The organism is Arthrobacter sp. PsM3 (assembly GCF_030433895.1).
Classification (GTDB): Bacteria; Actinomycetota; Actinomycetes; order Actinomycetales; family Micrococcaceae; genus Arthrobacter.
This window is the reverse complement of sequence record NZ_JARUXE010000025.1, coordinates 1-15,318: the sequence shown is the minus strand read 5'-3', so window position 1 is coordinate 15,318 and position 15,318 is coordinate 1. Positions and strand designations below refer to the sequence as shown.

Genomic DNA, 15,318 nt, shown 5'->3' with positions numbered 1-15,318 from the left:
AGCGCATTTGCGGCCCGCTTTGTGACGCGGTTCACAGCGCCTAAGTGAGACTACACCTGATTCATCTGGAATGGGATGTTTAATCTATATGTCTTCTCCCAGGAGGAGTTTCAGCTCCGTGCCAGGGCACCGGACAGCGTCCCATCCGCGGCTCGCGGCGCCGGCATCGGACACGGTGGAGCCCACCCGCAGGGTCGGCGAAACCGACAAAATCACCCGGCCGCTGCTGCTGACCAGGGCGATGGCCGTTTTCGTGGCGCGGAGCAACGGCAGTACTTCCGGCTCCAACCGCCGGACCAGGATGTCCGCCCCCACGACTCCCCGCATGGATCCGCCGGTGCCCACCGGCACGGTGAGCGTCAGGATGTAGTCGCAGGTGCACAGGTGGTCCACGTAGGGGCCGGTGATGTGGCCGGTCCTGGTGGCTTGGGGGACCTGATACCACTCAAAGGCCCTGAAGTCCCGCAGGTATTCCGCGTATTCGCGCGACGCCAGGTCCAGCCGGCTGGGCTTCGTGGTGGTGCCCAGCAGGGGATTGTCTGAGAGCGGGCCCAGCCACCAGGCGAAATGCAGCGCCTGGCTGGTGTCAGTTTCCGGAGCGGCGATGAATCCTGCCCCGATCACCAGCGGATCAGCCGCGGTCAGCTCCGGCTCCACCAGGGAGTACACCAGCGAGTCGATCCGGGCGGTTGTGGCGCCTGCTCCGGACGCCTCCACCGCAGCGCGCCAGCCGTCCAACATGGTGAAGACTCCGCTGAACAGGGCACCGATGGCGGCCGCGCACTCCCTGCCGCGTCCGGCATCCGGCCCGTTGTCTTTTATGCGCATGGCCATGCTCTCATTGCTCAATTCTTTCCTTTGCTGCCAACAACCAACTCGACAGTTCGCTCAGCTGAGCCCGCACCAGCGCGCGGGCCCGCTCCGGGTCATGCACGGATATTGCCTCCGCGATCTGCACGTTCTGTCCGAAGATGCTCCGGCGCAGACCGTCGTCGGCCACTCCGAGCCACAACAGGGAACCAAATTCGGCCTGCAGGCGGATCTGTTCACGGACAAGGCGCGGCGACTGGCTGATGACGGCGATTTCCAGATAGAAACCGCCCGCGTTGCGGGCCGCGTCGCTCACCGTGGCAAAATCGGCATTCTCCAGCCATAACCGCAGGCGTGCCGATTCCTCATCCGAGGCCAGCTCCGCGGCCCGTTCGGTGCAGCCGGCGCTGAGCACCCCGAAATAGACGGCGCTGTCTTCGATATCGACCCGGGCCATGCCGCGCAGCCGGGCCCAGAGCAGTGCTTCCGGGGCCCGGGACACAGGCAGAACGAAGCTGCCCCCCTCCCGGCCGCGACGGGTTTCCACCAACCCGGCGTCCCGCATGGCGCTCAGTGCTTCGCGGGCCGTCACCAAAGCCACACCGAACCGCTGTGCCAGTTCCGCTTCGCTGGGCAGGCGGTCCCCCGGCGTCAGGACGCCCAGGAGGATCGCATCGATGAGCCGCTGGGCGACCTGCTCCGAACGGCCGGCGCCGGACAGCTGGGCAAAAACCGCGGCCCGGGCTCCCCGGGAGGATGGCTGCGGCGCCGGGTCTGACGTCACAGTTCCGTCCCGCGGCTTGGTGGCGGGATCTGCGCGCAAAGGTGGGGCCTGTCATCCATAGCGCCACTGTATCTTTCGGTTCGGGTCTTGGCGCAACATCTTGCGCCCCTCGCACAGATTGCCAGGCGCACGCGTACAAACAAAGGCAAAAGTCTTGACGTTCTGCACGGTGACGGGTGTCACAGCGGTGCATACGCTCAGGGGACGGTCAGTTCCTCCCCCAGAAACTGCTTCGGCTGTCTGCAACTTGGGCCGCAGGAGTGAAAGGAAGCCCTCATGCCACTGAAGCTAAAACGTCCGCACGAGTCGACGGTCACCGCCACCACCGGCCACCATGCACCCGCCAGCGGCTGGTGGCGGCCGGATGGCGACCCGGAGCCTTTCCGCTACCTGCAGCAGGGGGAAATCATGCCCTCTCTCGGGGGCAGCCAGACCCTGTGGAAACTCATCCACGAGCTCGATCCCTGGCTCAGGGTCCGATACGGGGCGGCGGAACTAAGGCACAGGCGTCCCGTCATACGACCCATAAATCGCGCTCACCCAGAAGGACAGTAACGCCATGAAACGCAAAACCCTGGTCCAAAGCAACAACAACCGGCGGCTCGTATCACCGGTACCCGGCAGTGGCCAGCAGTCGCTCACCAGCAGCAAGCAGTCAGGGTGGGTGAGCCCCGTTCCCGGTGAAAGCTCCGCCGACCGGCTGCGCGTCCAATCGACGCCGATGGCCGCGCCGGCCTACGGTGCTCAAAACCCAGGTGAATGAGGGGCGCTTTCGTGCCCGAGAACGCCGGATCCGCCGCGCTGCGGAGGGACTTCGATGTAGAGGATGACTCCGGCAGAGGCCGGCAGGTACCAGTGTTTGCGGTGCCTGTTGGGCCGGTAGACGTGGCCGAAGGGGTCCAGGACACGGACGTTCGCCAGCTGGTCCTGGCCGGAGAGGCAGCGATCGACATCCTGGAGGGTTTGCCCGCGAGTGGTGACTCCATCAATGTCCAGAATCCAAAGCCCCGTATCCGAACCGTGTTCCAAGGCGAGGGTTTCAAATAGATCAGACAGCAACTGGTCCGGGGTCTCCGGGTAAAAGCGCCGCAACCGGTGATCTTCGGGGTGAACCTCGCGGGCGTCCACCAATGCCTGACGGAGCCAATGGAATTCCGCCGGACCGTGGGCCGGCCCAAGGATCAAGTGACGGTTCGGATCCAGGGACAGGTCATAGGAGTTGCCGGCGCGGTCGAGAATGCACGCGGCCTCCCCGACATACTCAAACGCCGCTATCAGCGCCGGTTCGGACTCATGGTACGAAAACGCCCCGCTGTCATCGACGGAGACGAAATCCCGGGCACCGCCGGCAGTCGCCGGAACAACCGGGGTGTGTCTTTTCGGTCCTGGTGTGGCCTCCATGGCGGTGCGCTCCTGCTGTGATCCAACCCGCAGCCGCAGTGGCTGCTGCGGTCCCTATCTTCATGACATCACAGTCAGAGCCGTTCCGTGCCGCCGCGCCGAAGGAAGAGTTTCAGAGCTCCATCAAGGTGGCCACATTCTCAGACCACTTCCACCAGCTGAATCAACGGACTACCGGTCCCAGCCCGGGATTGCCCCGGCATTTTACGACCCGGGATGTGGCCCCGTCCCGGCACTGGGGACATCGACATAGGGCCTGAGGGCCAGCAAGTGCTTGGCCAGCGCGACTTCCGGTTGCCCGGGATGCGCTTCCACGTATGCCCTTAGTTGTTCCCGTTCAGCCGCACCCTCCGGCCCGGACAGTGCCATCAAAGCCTCAATAACAGCTATGGCCTGCCGTCGAATGTCCGGCATCTTCTTGCCACTGGGAACTTTTGCTGCGCTGAAGGTCATTAGGCGAGGACGCGACGGCGGAGGCCCGCCCGGGCTGCGTTCCGGAAGTGAAGACGGACTGGTCGACATTTGATGTCCCTTATTCCTGTTCCAGTTGAACCTGAAACGGATCCACGGCCATACGCGCTCCCAGGAGCGGGTGCTCGACGCGGAGGACTACAACATCATTCTACGCCCGGCCTGCAAGGCCGCTCCTGAGCGTCTGGGCGATGGCCCGTCCGGTCCCTCCGGCGCCGGTCCGCAAACGCAGGGGGTTGGCTCCGGATGCTAGGAAACATCAGACGGTAAAGCGGTCCGGCGGGCGGTTCCGCGATTGAGCGCTAGGTGCCCGCCCAGAAAGCCGGCTCCTGCGGCGATCGCGTTTCCGGCCAGGCCGAGCTTCATACCCAGGGCATAGCGGCCTCGCTTCCGCGCGATCAGGGAGCCCAGGAGAAGGAAGACGGCGACGTCGGTGCCCAGCGCGTGCACCGCTCCGAGCCGACGCTCGGCGCCCGTCATTTCCGCCCAGTCACCGGCTCCTGCGATAGCGGTCGGCCCGGCCGCCGCCAGGCCTGCTCCGACTAGAAGCGTGGCGCTGCGACGGGCCTCGGGTCCTCCGGCCACGTCGAGGATTGACGCGCTGATCCAGCACCCGAGCGTCAGGTCGGTGAGTGGCGGATGTACCGAGTGGCCAAGGACGCCGGTGTGAAATGGGCTGCGACGTGCCCAGCCGATAACAGGCCCGTAAACGAGCCCCTGCGCGAGCGCCACCCGCTCCGAGATGGGACTCTCGCCCACGGCCCGGGCCAGACGCTGCGGCAGTGACAATTCGCTCACGCTCACTCACGGTACGCCGGCGCTGCGCCGCTGTATAGAGACAGCCGCTAACCGTTCGATGTTGTGTCCGCTTCAGTTCTGGGGACGGCACAACAGGGCTTTTCAGCTCAGCGGAAGGCTCCCACGCCCGTTAGCTTCTGGCCAAGGATGAGGGTGTGGACTTCGTCAGTACCTTCGTAGGTGCGCACCGACTCGAGGTTGTTGGCGTGGCGCAGCGGTGAGTACTCAAGGGTGATGCCGTTGCCGCCAAGGACAGTCCGGGCCTCGCGGCAGATTTCGATCGCCTCACGGCAGTTGTTGAGCTTGCCCACGCTGATCTGGTGGGGCTGCAGTTTTCCTGCGTCTTTGAGCCGGCCCAGGTGCAGGGCGAGCAGAAATCCCTTGTTGATCTCCAGCGCCATGTTCACGAGCTTCTGCTGGGTGAGCTGGTACCCGGCGAGCGGGCGGCCGAACTGGAGTCGCTCCTTGGAATAGGCCAGGGCGTCCTCGAAGGCGTCGCGTGCCGCGCCCATTGTGCCCCAGGCAATGCCGTAGCGTGCCTCGTTCAGGCACGAGAACGGGCCCTTGAGGCCTTTGGCGTCGGGCAGGACCGCGTCACCGGGGAGGCGCACGTTTTCCAGCGATATTTCGCACTGGATCGAGGCGCGCATCGAGAGTTTCTGCTCGATCGGAATGGCGGTGAAGCCGGGAGTGCCGGTGGGCACCACGAAGCCCCGCACGCCGTCGTCCGTCTGGGCCCAGATCACGGCCACCTGGGCGATGTTGGCGAGTCCGATCCACCGCTTGGTGCCGTTCAGGATCCAGTCACGGCCGTCCCGGCGGGCGAAGGTGGTCATGGCCGACGGGTCTGACCCGGCGGTGGGCTCGGTGAGGCCAAAGCATCCGATTGCCTCGCCTGCCGCCATCCGCGGGAGCCACTCCTGTTTTTGCTCCTCGGAGCCGTGCTTGGCGATGGCGGACATGGCGAGGGACCCCTGGACCGACACGAAGGTGCGGATGCCGGAGTCGCCGGCTTCAAGTTCGGCGGCGGCGAGGCCGTACTCGACGGCGGTTCCGCCGGCACAGCCGTAGCCCTTGAGATGCATGCCGAGCAGGCCGAGTTTGGCCATTTCCGGCACGATTTCGATCGGGAACCTCGCCTCGTCGTACCACTGGGCGATGTTCGGCTTGATTTCCTCCCGTACGAAGGTCCGGACCCGGTCGCGCAGGGCGAGCTCTTCGGGGCTGAGGAGGGAGTCGAATGAGATCAGGTCCGAGGGGTCCACGGCAGCGGCTGCCTCGAGGTCGGCTGAACTAAGGGCAAGGCTCATGGTGTGGTCCTTCCGGGGCTGAACGGCTGGGGGAATGGGAAAGGCAGGGGGAACGGGGGCTTCGAGGGCTAGGGGGAAGTATTGCTTTGCGGGTGCCGCAGCCACTCCACCACGTCCCCGGTGTGCTCCCCGAGTGCGGGCGGCGCGTGGGTCCGCGGCGGCAGCGGCGGTGTCCAGGTGATGGGGTGGCGGATCTGTCGTCCGATGACTGAGCCGCCGGCGTCGTGCATTTCGATGGTGGGCGCCAGGCCCAGGGACTCCGCGTAGGCAATGCCCTCCCCGATGCTGGCCACCCGCCCGGCGGGCACCCCGACGGCGACCAGGGTGTCCTGCCACGCCGCCGCACCTGCCCCGGCCAGCCCGGATTCCAGCAGCGGGATGAGGTCGCGCCGGTGCCGGACCCGGGCCGAGTTGGTGACGAAGCGCGGGTCCACGGCAAGCTCCGGCGCCCCGATGGCCGTGCACAGCCGGGCAAACTGCGCGTCGTTGCCCACGGCTACGGCCAGGGGCGCGTCTGCTGTGGCCAGCAGCTGATAGGGGACGATGGAGGGGTGGTCGTTGCCCATCCGCTTGGGCACCACACCGGCGCCCAGATACGCCTGCCCCTGGTTGGCGAGTGCGCCCTGGAGGCTGGACAGCAGGTTGACCTCGATCCGGCGGCCCCGTCCTGAGGAGGCACGCTCGGAAAGGGCTGCAAGGATGCCGATGGTGGCATCTTTTGCGGTCAGGACATCGACCAGCGCGACCCCCGCCTTGTAGGCATCGCCGTCCGGGTCGCCGGTAATGCTCATGAGCCCGCCGAGGGCCTGGACGATGAAGTCGTACCCGGGAAGATCCCGGCCGCCGGCGGAGCCGAAGCCGGAGATTGATGCGTACACGAGTCCCGGGTTCTCCCCGGCGAGCGACTCATACCCGAGCCCGAGTGCGGCGAGCCCGCCCGGCTTGAAGTTCTCCACCAGGACGTCGGCGCGGCGCGCGAGCTCCCGGGCAAGCTCGAGGTCCGCAGCGTCGGTCAGGTCCAGGGTGATGGATTCCTTGTTCCGGTTGACGCTCTCGAAGTAGGTGGCCCCCGTTTTCGACGACGGCGGGTCCCACTGGCGGGTGTCGTCCCCGGTTCCGGGCCGTTCGACTTTGATGACGCGGGCGCCGAGGTCGGCCAGGGTCATGGTGGCCAGCGGCCCGGCGAGCACGCGGGAAAAGTCCGCGACGAGGATTCCCGCGAGGGGAGCGCCGGATCCCGGTTTACTCATGAAAGCACGGAGCGAATGGATGCCTCCAGCACGGCGAGGCCCTCGTCGAGGACGTCGGCCTCGATGACCAGCGGGGGCAGCAGGCGGATCACATTTCCGTTGGTCCCGCAGGTGAGGGTGAGGACGCCGTGGGCGTTGGCTGCCTTGGCGGCGGCGCTGGCGAGGTCCCCGCGGGGTCCTGAGCTGTCGCGGAACTCGATGGCCATCATGGCGCCCCGGCCGCGGACGTCGGCGACGCCGTCGAGGGCCACAAGAGGCTCGAAGCGGCGGCGAACGGCGGCTTCGATGCGGGCGGCGTTCTCCAGGAGGGTACCCTCTTCGAGAATGTCGAAGACCGCCAGGGCGGCCTCGCAGGCTACCGGGTTGCCGGCGTAGGTGCCGCCGAGACCGCCGGTGTGAACGGCGTTCATGAGCTCGGCCCGCCCGGTGGCGGCCGAGAGCGGCAGACCGGCGCCGAGGGCCTTCGCGGTCAAGGTGATGTCCCCGGCAATGCCTTCGTGCTCGGACGCGAACAGCTTTCCGGTGCGGCCCATGCCGGACTGGATTTCGTCGATGACCAGGACGATGCCGTGGCGCGTTGCGATCTCGCGCAGCCCGGTGAGGAATCCGGGGGCCTGGACGATGAAGCCGCCCTCGCCCTGGATCGGCTCGATGACCATCGCGGCGAACGTCTCCGGCCCGTGCTGGGCCAGGAGTTCCTCGATCCGTCCGAGGGCTTCGCCGGGTCCGTTCGGGGAGGTGTGTGCGGGCGCCGTCGGGCCGCGGAAGACCGAACCCGGGAAAGGTCCGAAGTTGAGCCGGTACGGGTTTTCCTTGGCCGTCATGGCCATGGTGAGCTGGGTGCGTCCGTGGTAGGCCTCGTCGAAGACGAGGATGTTCGGGCGCCGGGTTGCGGCCCGGGCGACCTTGACCGCGTTTTCCACGGCCTCGGCACCGGTGGTGAACAGCGCGGTCCGCTTCTCGAAGTCGCCGGGGGTGTGCTCGTTGAGCCACCGGCAGACCTCGACGAAGGAGGCATATTCGGTGACCATGAAGCAGGTGTGCGTGAAGCGCTCGAGCTGGGCGGCAGCGCGCTTGGCCACCTTCGGGTTCGCCGCGCCGACGCTGGTGACCGCGATTCCGGAGGCGAAGTCGATCAGGTGGTTCCCGTCAACGTCCACGAGCAGCGCATCCTGCGCGTGGTCGATGAACACCGGCATGGTGATGCCGAATGCGTCGGTCACGTGCTTCCGGCGTTCGGCTTCCAGTTCGCGGGAGCGCGGGCCGGGGAGCTCCGTGAGCAGGCGGCGGGCTGTTGCTGTGACGCTGGCCGGGTCAGTGGCGCGGCTGGGGGCGAGTTCTGGTGTGACCGTCATGGGTCCTCCTCGTGGGTTTGGATTCGTGGTTTGGCTCCCACGATAAGGACGGCGGAGCCTGCTGTCTTTGGATGATTCGTCCTGCTGAATGAGCACAGAAGCCGGATTGTACAAAGGCTTGTACCTTATGCTTGAGGCATGATCACCCTCGCTCGGCTTGTCGAGGCCGCAAAGCCCGACCTGGTGCCCTACTGGCCGGTTCCGCTTCCCCGCGTTGAGCTGACGGGCGTCCACGTGTCCGAGCTTGAGGATCCCACCGTGTTCCTTTACGGCGGCGAACTGCTGCTGACCGTGGGACTGCAGCTCGGCGGCCTCAACGGTGATGCCCGGGCGGAGGCGGCCCGAAATTACGTGCAGCGGCTTGTTGACGGCGGCGTGGCGGCCCTGGGTCTGGGCCTGGGTTCAGGCCACGCCATGGTGCCCGACGAGCTCCGGGCCGCATGCGTGGAATTGGGCCTTCCCCTGCTGACAGTCCCCCGGGAGTCCCCGTTCCTGGCCGTATCGCGGGCCTATTGGGAGCTGGTCAGGCAGGGCGGCGAGGCCGAACTTACAGCCCTGCTGGGTCTCCAGGTGGCACTGACCCGCGCCGCCGCGGAAGAGGATGCGGAACCCGAGATCGTCCGCGAGCTCTCCCGCGCCCTCGGCACATGGGTTGCCTACCTGCCGGAAGGTGACGGGACTCCGTCGTCGGCGGCGGCCAGCGGCGGCGAACTGCCGGCCGGGCTGCTGGCGGAACTGGCCCGCGAATCCGCCAGGCTGCGGACCGCCCGCCGGGGGGCGACGGGCAACATCCAACTCGCATCCGGCACCGCGTCCCTCTATCCGGTATCCGACGGTCCGGCGATGTCCGGCTACCTTGCGCTGGGCCGGAGCGGGCAGCTGGGTGCCGCCGAGCGCCACCTGTTCCTGACCGCGTCCACGCTCCTTGCCGCGAGGGCGGCAGGGCAGCGCCGCGCGGCGGCTGAACGGCGCCGCGCCGAGGGGATGCTCGCCGCGCTTGTCCTGGAGGGACACGATGATGCCGCGCGCCTCCTGGCCACCCAGATGGACTCCGCCCCGCTGCCCGAGACGGCATTCGTCGTGGTGCTTCCGGACCTGGAAGAGCTGGCAACGCAGCCCCACCCGGACGGACTCGTGCTCGAGCGTTCCGGTGTGATGTTCGTGCTCCAGGCAGCATCCGGCCCCTCGCCGAAGCTGCCCAAGGGTGCCCGCGGCGCGTGGGGCGGGCCGATGCCGCTCCGGCGGCTGCACGAAATCCGGGCCCAGGTCGCCGAGATTGCGGCCTCCGCCCCTCCCGGACAGTTCATCCGCGTCGGGCACGGACTCGACCTCCCGGCCGACGAGTGGGTGGACACGCTGGTGGCGCACCCGGGCCACCTCCTGGAGACCGTCCGGGCCTACCTGGCCCACCGCGGGCAGTGGGAGGCCGCCGGGCGGGAAATCGGCGTGCACCGGAACTCGGTGCGGTACCGGATTGCCCAGGCCAAGGAACTTCTGGGCGTTGACCTGGACGACCCCGACGTCGCAGCCCAGCTCTGGCTTGCCCTGAGGGGCCGCACCCAGGCGCCCCCCAAGGAATAAAGGCCCTGCCACCAAGGCTTTTTGACGAATCGTACAAAGAAAAGGCCAAGTCACGACATTCCGCACCGTGACTGGGGTTGTCACGTTGCCTACTCTCAATGCACAGCTTCACTGCATCATGGAGAGGACGATCGTGACGATCGAAGACACAAAGCCAGCCACAAAGACCGCCGGCCGCACGAGGACCATCCGCGGCGCCGTGCTTGAAACCATCGGGGCGGACCGGCCCTACCAGGACAGCCTTCCCATCCGGGTGGCCGAACTCGAGCTGGAAGGTCCCGGCCAGGGCGAGATCCTTGTCCGCATCGAGGCCGCCGGGGTATGCCACTCGGACCTGTCCGTCGTGAACGGAAACCGGCCGCGGCCGGTTCCGATGCTGCTCGGTCACGAGGCCGCCGGAATCGTCGAGGAACTCGGTGCGGGTGTCACTGACATTGCCCTGGGCCAGCGCGTGGTGATGACCTTCCTCCCCCGGTGTGGAGAGTGCGCCGGATGCCACTCGAACGGCAAGACCCCCTGCGCGCAGGGCAGCGCCTCCAACGCGGAAGGCACCTTGCTCGGTGGCAGCCGGAGACTCTCCCGGGACGGTGAGCCCGTGCACCACCACCTCGGCGTCTCCGCTTTCGCCACGCACGCCGTGGTCTCCCGCCGTTCCGTGGTGCCCGTCGGCCCGGACGTGCCGGCGCACATCGCTGCGCTGCTGGGCTGTGCCCTGCTCACCGGCGGCGGAGCCATTCTCAATGTTGCCAAACCCGGGCCTTCCTCCCGGGTGGCCATCGTCGGGCTCGGCGGTGTCGGCATGGCCGCGCTCATCACCGCCAGGGCCGCCGGCGTCGAATACGTGGTCGGCATTGACACGCTGCCGGCCAAGCTGGAAGCCGCCATGAATCTCGGCGCGAGTAACGCCATGACCTCCGCTGCGGCGCTGGAATGCGGTGAGAAGTTCGACGCCGTCATTGAAGCCGCCGGACACCCCCGCGCGCTGGAAGCCGCCATCGCCTTGACCAAGCCCGGCGGCATCACCGTGACGGTCGGCCTGCCGGCCCCGGGTCAGCCCGCCTCCATCGACCCGCTCGCCCTGACGGCGGAGGCCCGGACCATCGTTGGCAGCTACCTCGGCTCAGCCGTTCCGGAACACGACATCCCGATCTACGAGGAGCTGTGGCGCTCCGGGCAACTTGCCGTGGAAGGCCTCGTTTCGGACACCATCCCGCTCGAGGAGATCAACCGGGCCATGGACACGCTCGACGGCGGCCACGCGCTGCGCCAAATCATCACCTTTTCCTAAACCACCAGACTTTCCCTGAGGAGAGAACACCATGTCACTCACCAACGACCACGTTTACAGTTCCATCGTCATCGGCGCCGGCTTCGGAGGCCTGGGCCAGGGAGCCCAGTTCGTGCAGGAAGGCGTCGAGGACTTCCTGATCCTTGAGCGCGGCAACGACGTCGGAGGTGTCTGGCGCGAGAACACGTACCCGGGCGCCGCCTGCGACACCCAGGCGCTCGTTTACTGCTACAGCTATTTCCTCAACCTGAAGGTGTCCCGGCTGTTCGCCGGCCAGGAGGAACTCCTGGGTTACCTGCGTTCCCTGGTGGAGGAATTCGGCCTGGCCAAGCACATCCGCTTCGGCCAGAACATCACGGCCACCGAATGGGACCAGGACCGCAGCCTCTGGACCGTGCATACCGCAGACGGCTCCCAGTTCCTGGCCCGTTCCGTCGTGGCAGCCTGGGGCCAGCTGAATGTGCCCAACATCCCGGACATCCCGGGCATTGAGTCCTTCGAAGGAGAGGTGTTCCACTCCTCCTCCTGGCGCCACGACCTCGATCTGACCGGCAAGCGCGTCGCATCCATCGGCTCCGCAGCCACCGCCGTCCAGTACGTGCCCGAGGTAGCCAAGATCGCCTCGAACCTTACGGTGTTCCAGCGGTCAGCCAACTACATCCTGCCCCGCGACCAGTACGTCTTCACGGCCGAGGAGACCGCGGCGTTCCAGGCGGACCCCGAGCTTTACCGCACGAAGCGCCAGGAGATCCATGAGCTCCGCGAAGCCGGATTCGAACGCACCCGCCGCCACAGTGCAGCATCCGAGGAAGGTGTCCAGCAGGCCCGCCAGCACCTCGAGAACCAGGTGGCGGACCCGGCCCTGCGGGCCAAGCTCACACCCGACTACGACTTCGGCTGCAAGCGCATCCTCCGGAGCGATGAGTTCTACCCCGCCCTGACCCGCGACAACGTGGACCTCGTGACCGAGAAGATCACCGAATACACGCCCCGCGGCATCCGCACGGCAGACGGCGTCGAGCACGAATTCGACGTGATCGTTTACGCCACCGGGTTCAAGAGCCACGCCTTCCAGGGCTCCATGCGCGTTGCCGGACGCGACGGACTCGGCCTGGACGAGCGGTGGGGCAACGCCCCGGAGGCCTACCTCGGCATCACCGTCGACAGCTTCCCCAACCTCTTTATGGTCTACGGGCCGAATACCAACCTGAACCACAACTCGGTGGTGTCCATGCTCGAAGCCCAGCACCGCTACATCGCGCAGGCCGTTCAGTACATCGCGGCCGACGAGACGAGGGTGCTGGAAGTTCACCGCGGCGTGCTGGAGGAATTCAACGCCCACGTCCAGGAAGAACTCGGCAAGTCCGCCTTCTCCTCCGAGTGCTCCTCCTGGTACAAGAACGAGGACGGCCGCGTCATCAACAACTGGTCCGGCACCGTCAACGAGTACCGGGCCCACACCCAGGACCTCCAGCTCGAGGACTACCTCCAGCTGGCCGCGGCCGGTTCGGAAAAGTGACCAGCCAGGATCTGTTCAGCGGAAGGCCCGTAGCCGAGGACGCAGCCGACGTTCTGGAACGGTTCCGGGCCTCCGGCGGACGCCCGTTCCACACCTACCCCGTGGACGAGGTGCGGGGAATGTACGAGCGCGGCTGTGCCGCCAACGGCCTCACCGGCGATCCGCTTTCCTCGGTCACGGACTTCGGCGTGCAGGACTTCGGCGTGCGGGTCTACGAGCCGCGCACCCAGACCGGGCCGACCGCCGTCGTGCTGTTCCTCCACGGCGGCGGCTGGGTCATGGGAAGCCTCTCCACCCATGACGGGCTGTGCCGGCGCCTGGCTGCCCTCACGGGCCTGCCCGTGGTGGCGGTGGACTACCGGCTCGCCCCGGAGCACCCCTACCCTGCGGCAATCGAGGACAGCCGGGCGGCGCTGGACTGGCTGTTCAGCGCAGCTCCGGTCCATGGCCTGGACGTAACCAAGGCCGTCCTGGTCGGTGACAGTGCAGGCGGCCAGCTGGCCGCGGTCCTGGCCATCGAAAACGCGGAAAGCGCCTATCCGTGGCCGATCGCGGCGCAGGTCCTCATCTACCCGATGGTCGACCTGACGATGTCTGCCCAGTCCTACAGCCGGGTCACCGAAGGCTTCCCCCTGGTTGCCGACACCATCGCCTGGTTCGCGGACCACTACCTGCCCGAGGGGATCGACCGGGCGCGGCCGGACATCAGCCCCGCCCTGGCCCAGCTCCCTGCCGGGCTTCCGCCGGCCTACGTCATCACAGTGGACAACGATCCGCTGGTTGACGAGGGGGCAGACTACGCCGCCGCCCTGGCCCGGGCCGGAACCGAGGTCCATTACCAGCACCTCACCGGATACGCCCACGGACTGCTCACGTCCGCCGGGCGGATCCGGCGCGGCGAAAAGACAGTCGGCGACGTCGCCGGCTTCATCAGGAACCGCACAGCCTGACCGGGGCGGACCCTGCCGTCCCGGCACCGGAAGGCTGATCAATCGAAGCACGGTGATGGCCCGTCAATTCCTTGACGGGCCATCACCGTCATTCACGTTCTTAGGAAAAACTCCATGACCACTTCCCTCGTAGGTCCGCTCTCACCAGTTCGTGAGGCCGAGCTTCTTGACTCCGTCCCGAAGGGCCTGCTGATCGGCGGGCAGTGGCGCGAAGCGTCCGACGGCGGCACCTTTGACGTCCACGACCCCTCCACGGGTGCAGTCCTCGCCACTCTGGCGTCCGCCACGAGCGCCGACGCCCTCGCCGCGCTCGACGCGGCGGACGCGGTGCAGGCTTCCTGGGCCCGCACCGCGCCGCGGGAACGGGCCGAGATCCTGCGCCGGGCCTTCGACCTGGTGACGGCCCGGGCCGAGGACTTCGCCCTGCTGATGACCCTGGAAATGGGAAAACCGCTGGCCGAGGCCCGCGGCGAGGTCACCTACGGTGCCGAATTCCTGCGCTGGTTCTCCGAAGAGGCGGTCCGCAACTACGGCCGCTACCTCCCCACCCCGGAGGGCAATAACAGGATCCTGGTGCAGAAGAAGCCGGTGGGCCCCTGCCTGCTGATCACACCGTGGAACTTTCCGCTGGCCATGGCCACCCGCAAGGTCGCCCCGGCCGTCGCGGCCGGCTGCACCATGGTGCTCAAGCCTGCCAGGCTGACCCCGCTGACCGCGCAGCTCTTCGCGCAGACCATGCTGGAGGCCGGGCTGCCCGCCGGCGTGCTCAACGTCGTGGCCTCCTCCAGCGCCGCCGGCATCTCCGGGCCGCTGCTGGCCGATGCGCGGCTGCGCAAGGTTTCCTTCACCGGCTCCACCCCGGTGGGCAAGCGCCTGATGGCCGACGCCGCCACCAACGTGCTGCGCACTTCCATGGAGCTCGGCGGGAACGCGCCCTTTATCGTCTTTGAGGACGCGGACCTGGACAAGGCGGTCGTCGGTGCCATGGCCGCCAAGATGCGGAACATGGGCGAGGCCTGCACCGCGGCGAACCGCTTCCTGGTCCAGGAATCCGTGGCTGCCGAATTCACGCAGAAGTTCGCCGCGGCCATGGGCGCCCTGACCGTTGGCCGGGGCACCGACCCCGGCACCCAGGTGGGACCGCTGATCGACGCCGGTGCCCGTGATGACGTGCACGCCCTGGTCAGCGCCGCCGTCGACGCCGGTGCCACCGCGGTCACCGGCGGCGCACCGGCTGGCGGCGCCGGGTACTTCTACCCGCCCACGGTGCTGGCCAACGTGCCCAACGACGCCGACATCCTCCGCCAGGAAATCTTCGGCCCCGTCGCCCCGGTCACCACCTTCGCCACCGAGCAGGACGCCATTGCCCTGGCCAACGCCACCGAATACGGCCTGGCCTCCTACCTGTACAGCCGCGACTTCAACCGGCTGCTGCGCGTGGCCGAGCAGATCGAATTCGGCATGGTGGGATTCAACTCCGGGGTCATCTCGAACGCGGCCGCTCCGTTCGGCGGGGTCAAGCATTCCGGGCTGGGCCGCGAAGGCGGCGCGGAAGGAATTGCCGAATACACCACCACCCAGTACATCGGCATCGCCGACCCCTACGCCGGCTGAGCGCTACGGATCCAGGCTGGCGCCGCGCACCCCGCCGGCTGACCGCTGCGGATCCGGGCTGGTCATCGCCGACCCCGCCGGCTGACCGCTGCGGATCCGGGCTGGTCATCGCCGACCCCTACACCGGCTGAGCGCTGCGGATCCGGGCTGGTCATCGCCGACCCCTACACCGGCTGAGCGCTGCGGA

The 15,318-nt window shown here is 67.5% G+C and carries 13 protein-coding genes; 6 read left to right on the top strand and 7 right to left on the bottom strand.

What is annotated here, in order from left to right; translation table 11 throughout:
* Window positions 1-84: 84 nt before the first annotated feature.
* A complete protein-coding gene (locus QCD75_RS14035; RefSeq protein WP_301229588.1) occupies window positions 85-849 on the bottom strand; it encodes a cache domain-containing protein in 765 nt (254 codons plus the stop codon).
* A complete protein-coding gene (locus QCD75_RS14030) occupies window positions 839-1,594 on the bottom strand; it encodes a FadR/GntR family transcriptional regulator (RefSeq protein WP_301229586.1) in 756 nt (251 codons plus the stop codon). Before QCD75_RS14030 ends, QCD75_RS14035 begins: the two co-directional genes overlap by 11 nt.
* A 559-nt stretch (window positions 1,595-2,153) precedes the next feature.
* Here QCD75_RS14030 and QCD75_RS14025 point away from each other — a divergent pair.
* Complete coding sequence (locus QCD75_RS14025) at window positions 2,154-2,357, top strand: hypothetical protein (protein ID WP_301229585.1); 204 nt, start codon at window positions 2,154-2,156, stop codon at window positions 2,355-2,357.
* On the opposite strand, the gene QCD75_RS14020 is transcribed toward QCD75_RS14025, so the two are convergent.
* The 5 genes from QCD75_RS14020 to QCD75_RS14000 all read right to left on the bottom strand — a co-directional run bounded on the left by QCD75_RS14020 (window position 2,339) and on the right by QCD75_RS14000 (window position 8,179).
* The gene (locus QCD75_RS14020; RefSeq protein ID WP_301229584.1) at window positions 2,339-2,995 is read right to left on the bottom strand and encodes a hypothetical protein; all 657 of its coding nucleotides are present in this window, start codon (window positions 2,993-2,995) and stop codon (window positions 2,339-2,341) included. The two genes, QCD75_RS14025 and QCD75_RS14020, sit on opposite strands and share 19 nt — an antisense overlap.
* 720 nt (window positions 2,996-3,715) lie before the next feature.
* On the bottom strand, window positions 3,716-4,264 hold the full coding sequence (locus QCD75_RS14015) for a DUF2231 domain-containing protein (RefSeq protein WP_301229583.1): 549 nt from the start codon (window positions 4,262-4,264) through the stop codon (window positions 3,716-3,718).
* A gap of 107 nt (window positions 4,265-4,371) precedes the next feature.
* Window positions 4,372-5,574, bottom strand: a complete 1,203-nt coding sequence (locus QCD75_RS14010; protein ID WP_301229582.1) for an acyl-CoA dehydrogenase family protein — start codon at window positions 5,572-5,574, stop codon at window positions 4,372-4,374.
* Window positions 5,575-5,642: 68 nt separating this feature from the next.
* Entirely contained in the window at window positions 5,643-6,824 is a 1,182-nt protein-coding gene (locus QCD75_RS14005; protein ID WP_301229581.1) for a CaiB/BaiF CoA transferase family protein, read from the bottom strand.
* Window positions 6,821-8,179 carry an aminotransferase class III-fold pyridoxal phosphate-dependent enzyme gene (locus QCD75_RS14000; protein WP_301229580.1) on the bottom strand — a complete coding sequence of 453 codons (1,359 nt, stop codon included), beginning with the start codon at window positions 8,177-8,179 and terminating at the stop codon, window positions 6,821-6,823. The genes QCD75_RS14005 and QCD75_RS14000 overlap by 4 nt, the downstream gene beginning before the upstream one ends.
* Before the next feature lie 138 nt (window positions 8,180-8,317).
* On the opposite strand from QCD75_RS14000, the gene QCD75_RS13995 reads away from it, so the two are divergent.
* The 5 genes from QCD75_RS13995 to QCD75_RS13975 all read left to right on the top strand — a co-directional run bounded on the left by QCD75_RS13995 (window position 8,318) and on the right by QCD75_RS13975 (window position 15,131).
* Window positions 8,318-9,760: a PucR family transcriptional regulator gene (locus QCD75_RS13995; RefSeq protein WP_301229579.1), complete on the top strand. Its 1,443-nt coding sequence runs from the start codon at window positions 8,318-8,320 to the stop codon at window positions 9,758-9,760.
* 133 nt (window positions 9,761-9,893) lie between these two features.
* A complete protein-coding gene (locus QCD75_RS13990; RefSeq protein WP_441005489.1) occupies window positions 9,894-11,048 on the top strand; it encodes an alcohol dehydrogenase catalytic domain-containing protein in 1,155 nt (384 codons plus the stop codon).
* Window positions 11,049-11,079: 31 nt separating this feature from the next.
* Complete coding sequence (locus tag QCD75_RS13985) at window positions 11,080-12,567, top strand: flavin-containing monooxygenase (RefSeq protein ID WP_301229577.1); 1,488 nt, start codon at window positions 11,080-11,082, stop codon at window positions 12,565-12,567.
* A complete protein-coding gene (locus QCD75_RS13980; protein WP_301229576.1) occupies window positions 12,564-13,517 on the top strand; it encodes an alpha/beta hydrolase in 954 nt (317 codons plus the stop codon). Before QCD75_RS13985 ends, QCD75_RS13980 begins: the two co-directional genes overlap by 4 nt.
* A gap of 114 nt (window positions 13,518-13,631) precedes the next feature.
* On the top strand, window positions 13,632-15,131 hold the full coding sequence (locus QCD75_RS13975) for an NAD-dependent succinate-semialdehyde dehydrogenase (protein ID WP_301229575.1): 1,500 nt from the start codon (window positions 13,632-13,634) through the stop codon (window positions 15,129-15,131).
* Window positions 15,132-15,318: the final 187 nt, after the last annotated feature.

Coding starts and splice junctions, on each gene's coding strand:
- QCD75_RS14025 (WP_301229585.1), top strand. CDS start 2,154: ATGAAACGCAAAACCCTGGTCCAAAGCAACAACAACCGGCGGCTCGTA.
- QCD75_RS14020 (WP_301229584.1), bottom strand. CDS start 2,995: ATGGAGGCCACACCAGGACCGAAAAGACACACCCCGGTTGTTCCGGCG.
- QCD75_RS14010 (WP_301229582.1), bottom strand. CDS start 5,574: ATGAGCCTTGCCCTTAGTTCAGCCGACCTCGAGGCAGCCGCTGCCGTG.
- QCD75_RS14005 (WP_301229581.1), bottom strand. CDS start 6,824: ATGAGTAAACCGGGATCCGGCGCTCCCCTCGCGGGAATCCTCGTCGCG.
- QCD75_RS14000 (WP_301229580.1), bottom strand. CDS start 8,179: ATGACGGTCACACCAGAACTCGCCCCCAGCCGCGCCACTGACCCGGCC.
- QCD75_RS13995 (WP_301229579.1), top strand. CDS start 8,318: ATGATCACCCTCGCTCGGCTTGTCGAGGCCGCAAAGCCCGACCTGGTG.
- QCD75_RS13985 (WP_301229577.1), top strand. CDS start 11,080: ATGTCACTCACCAACGACCACGTTTACAGTTCCATCGTCATCGGCGCC.
- QCD75_RS13975 (WP_301229575.1), top strand. CDS start 13,632: ATGACCACTTCCCTCGTAGGTCCGCTCTCACCAGTTCGTGAGGCCGAG.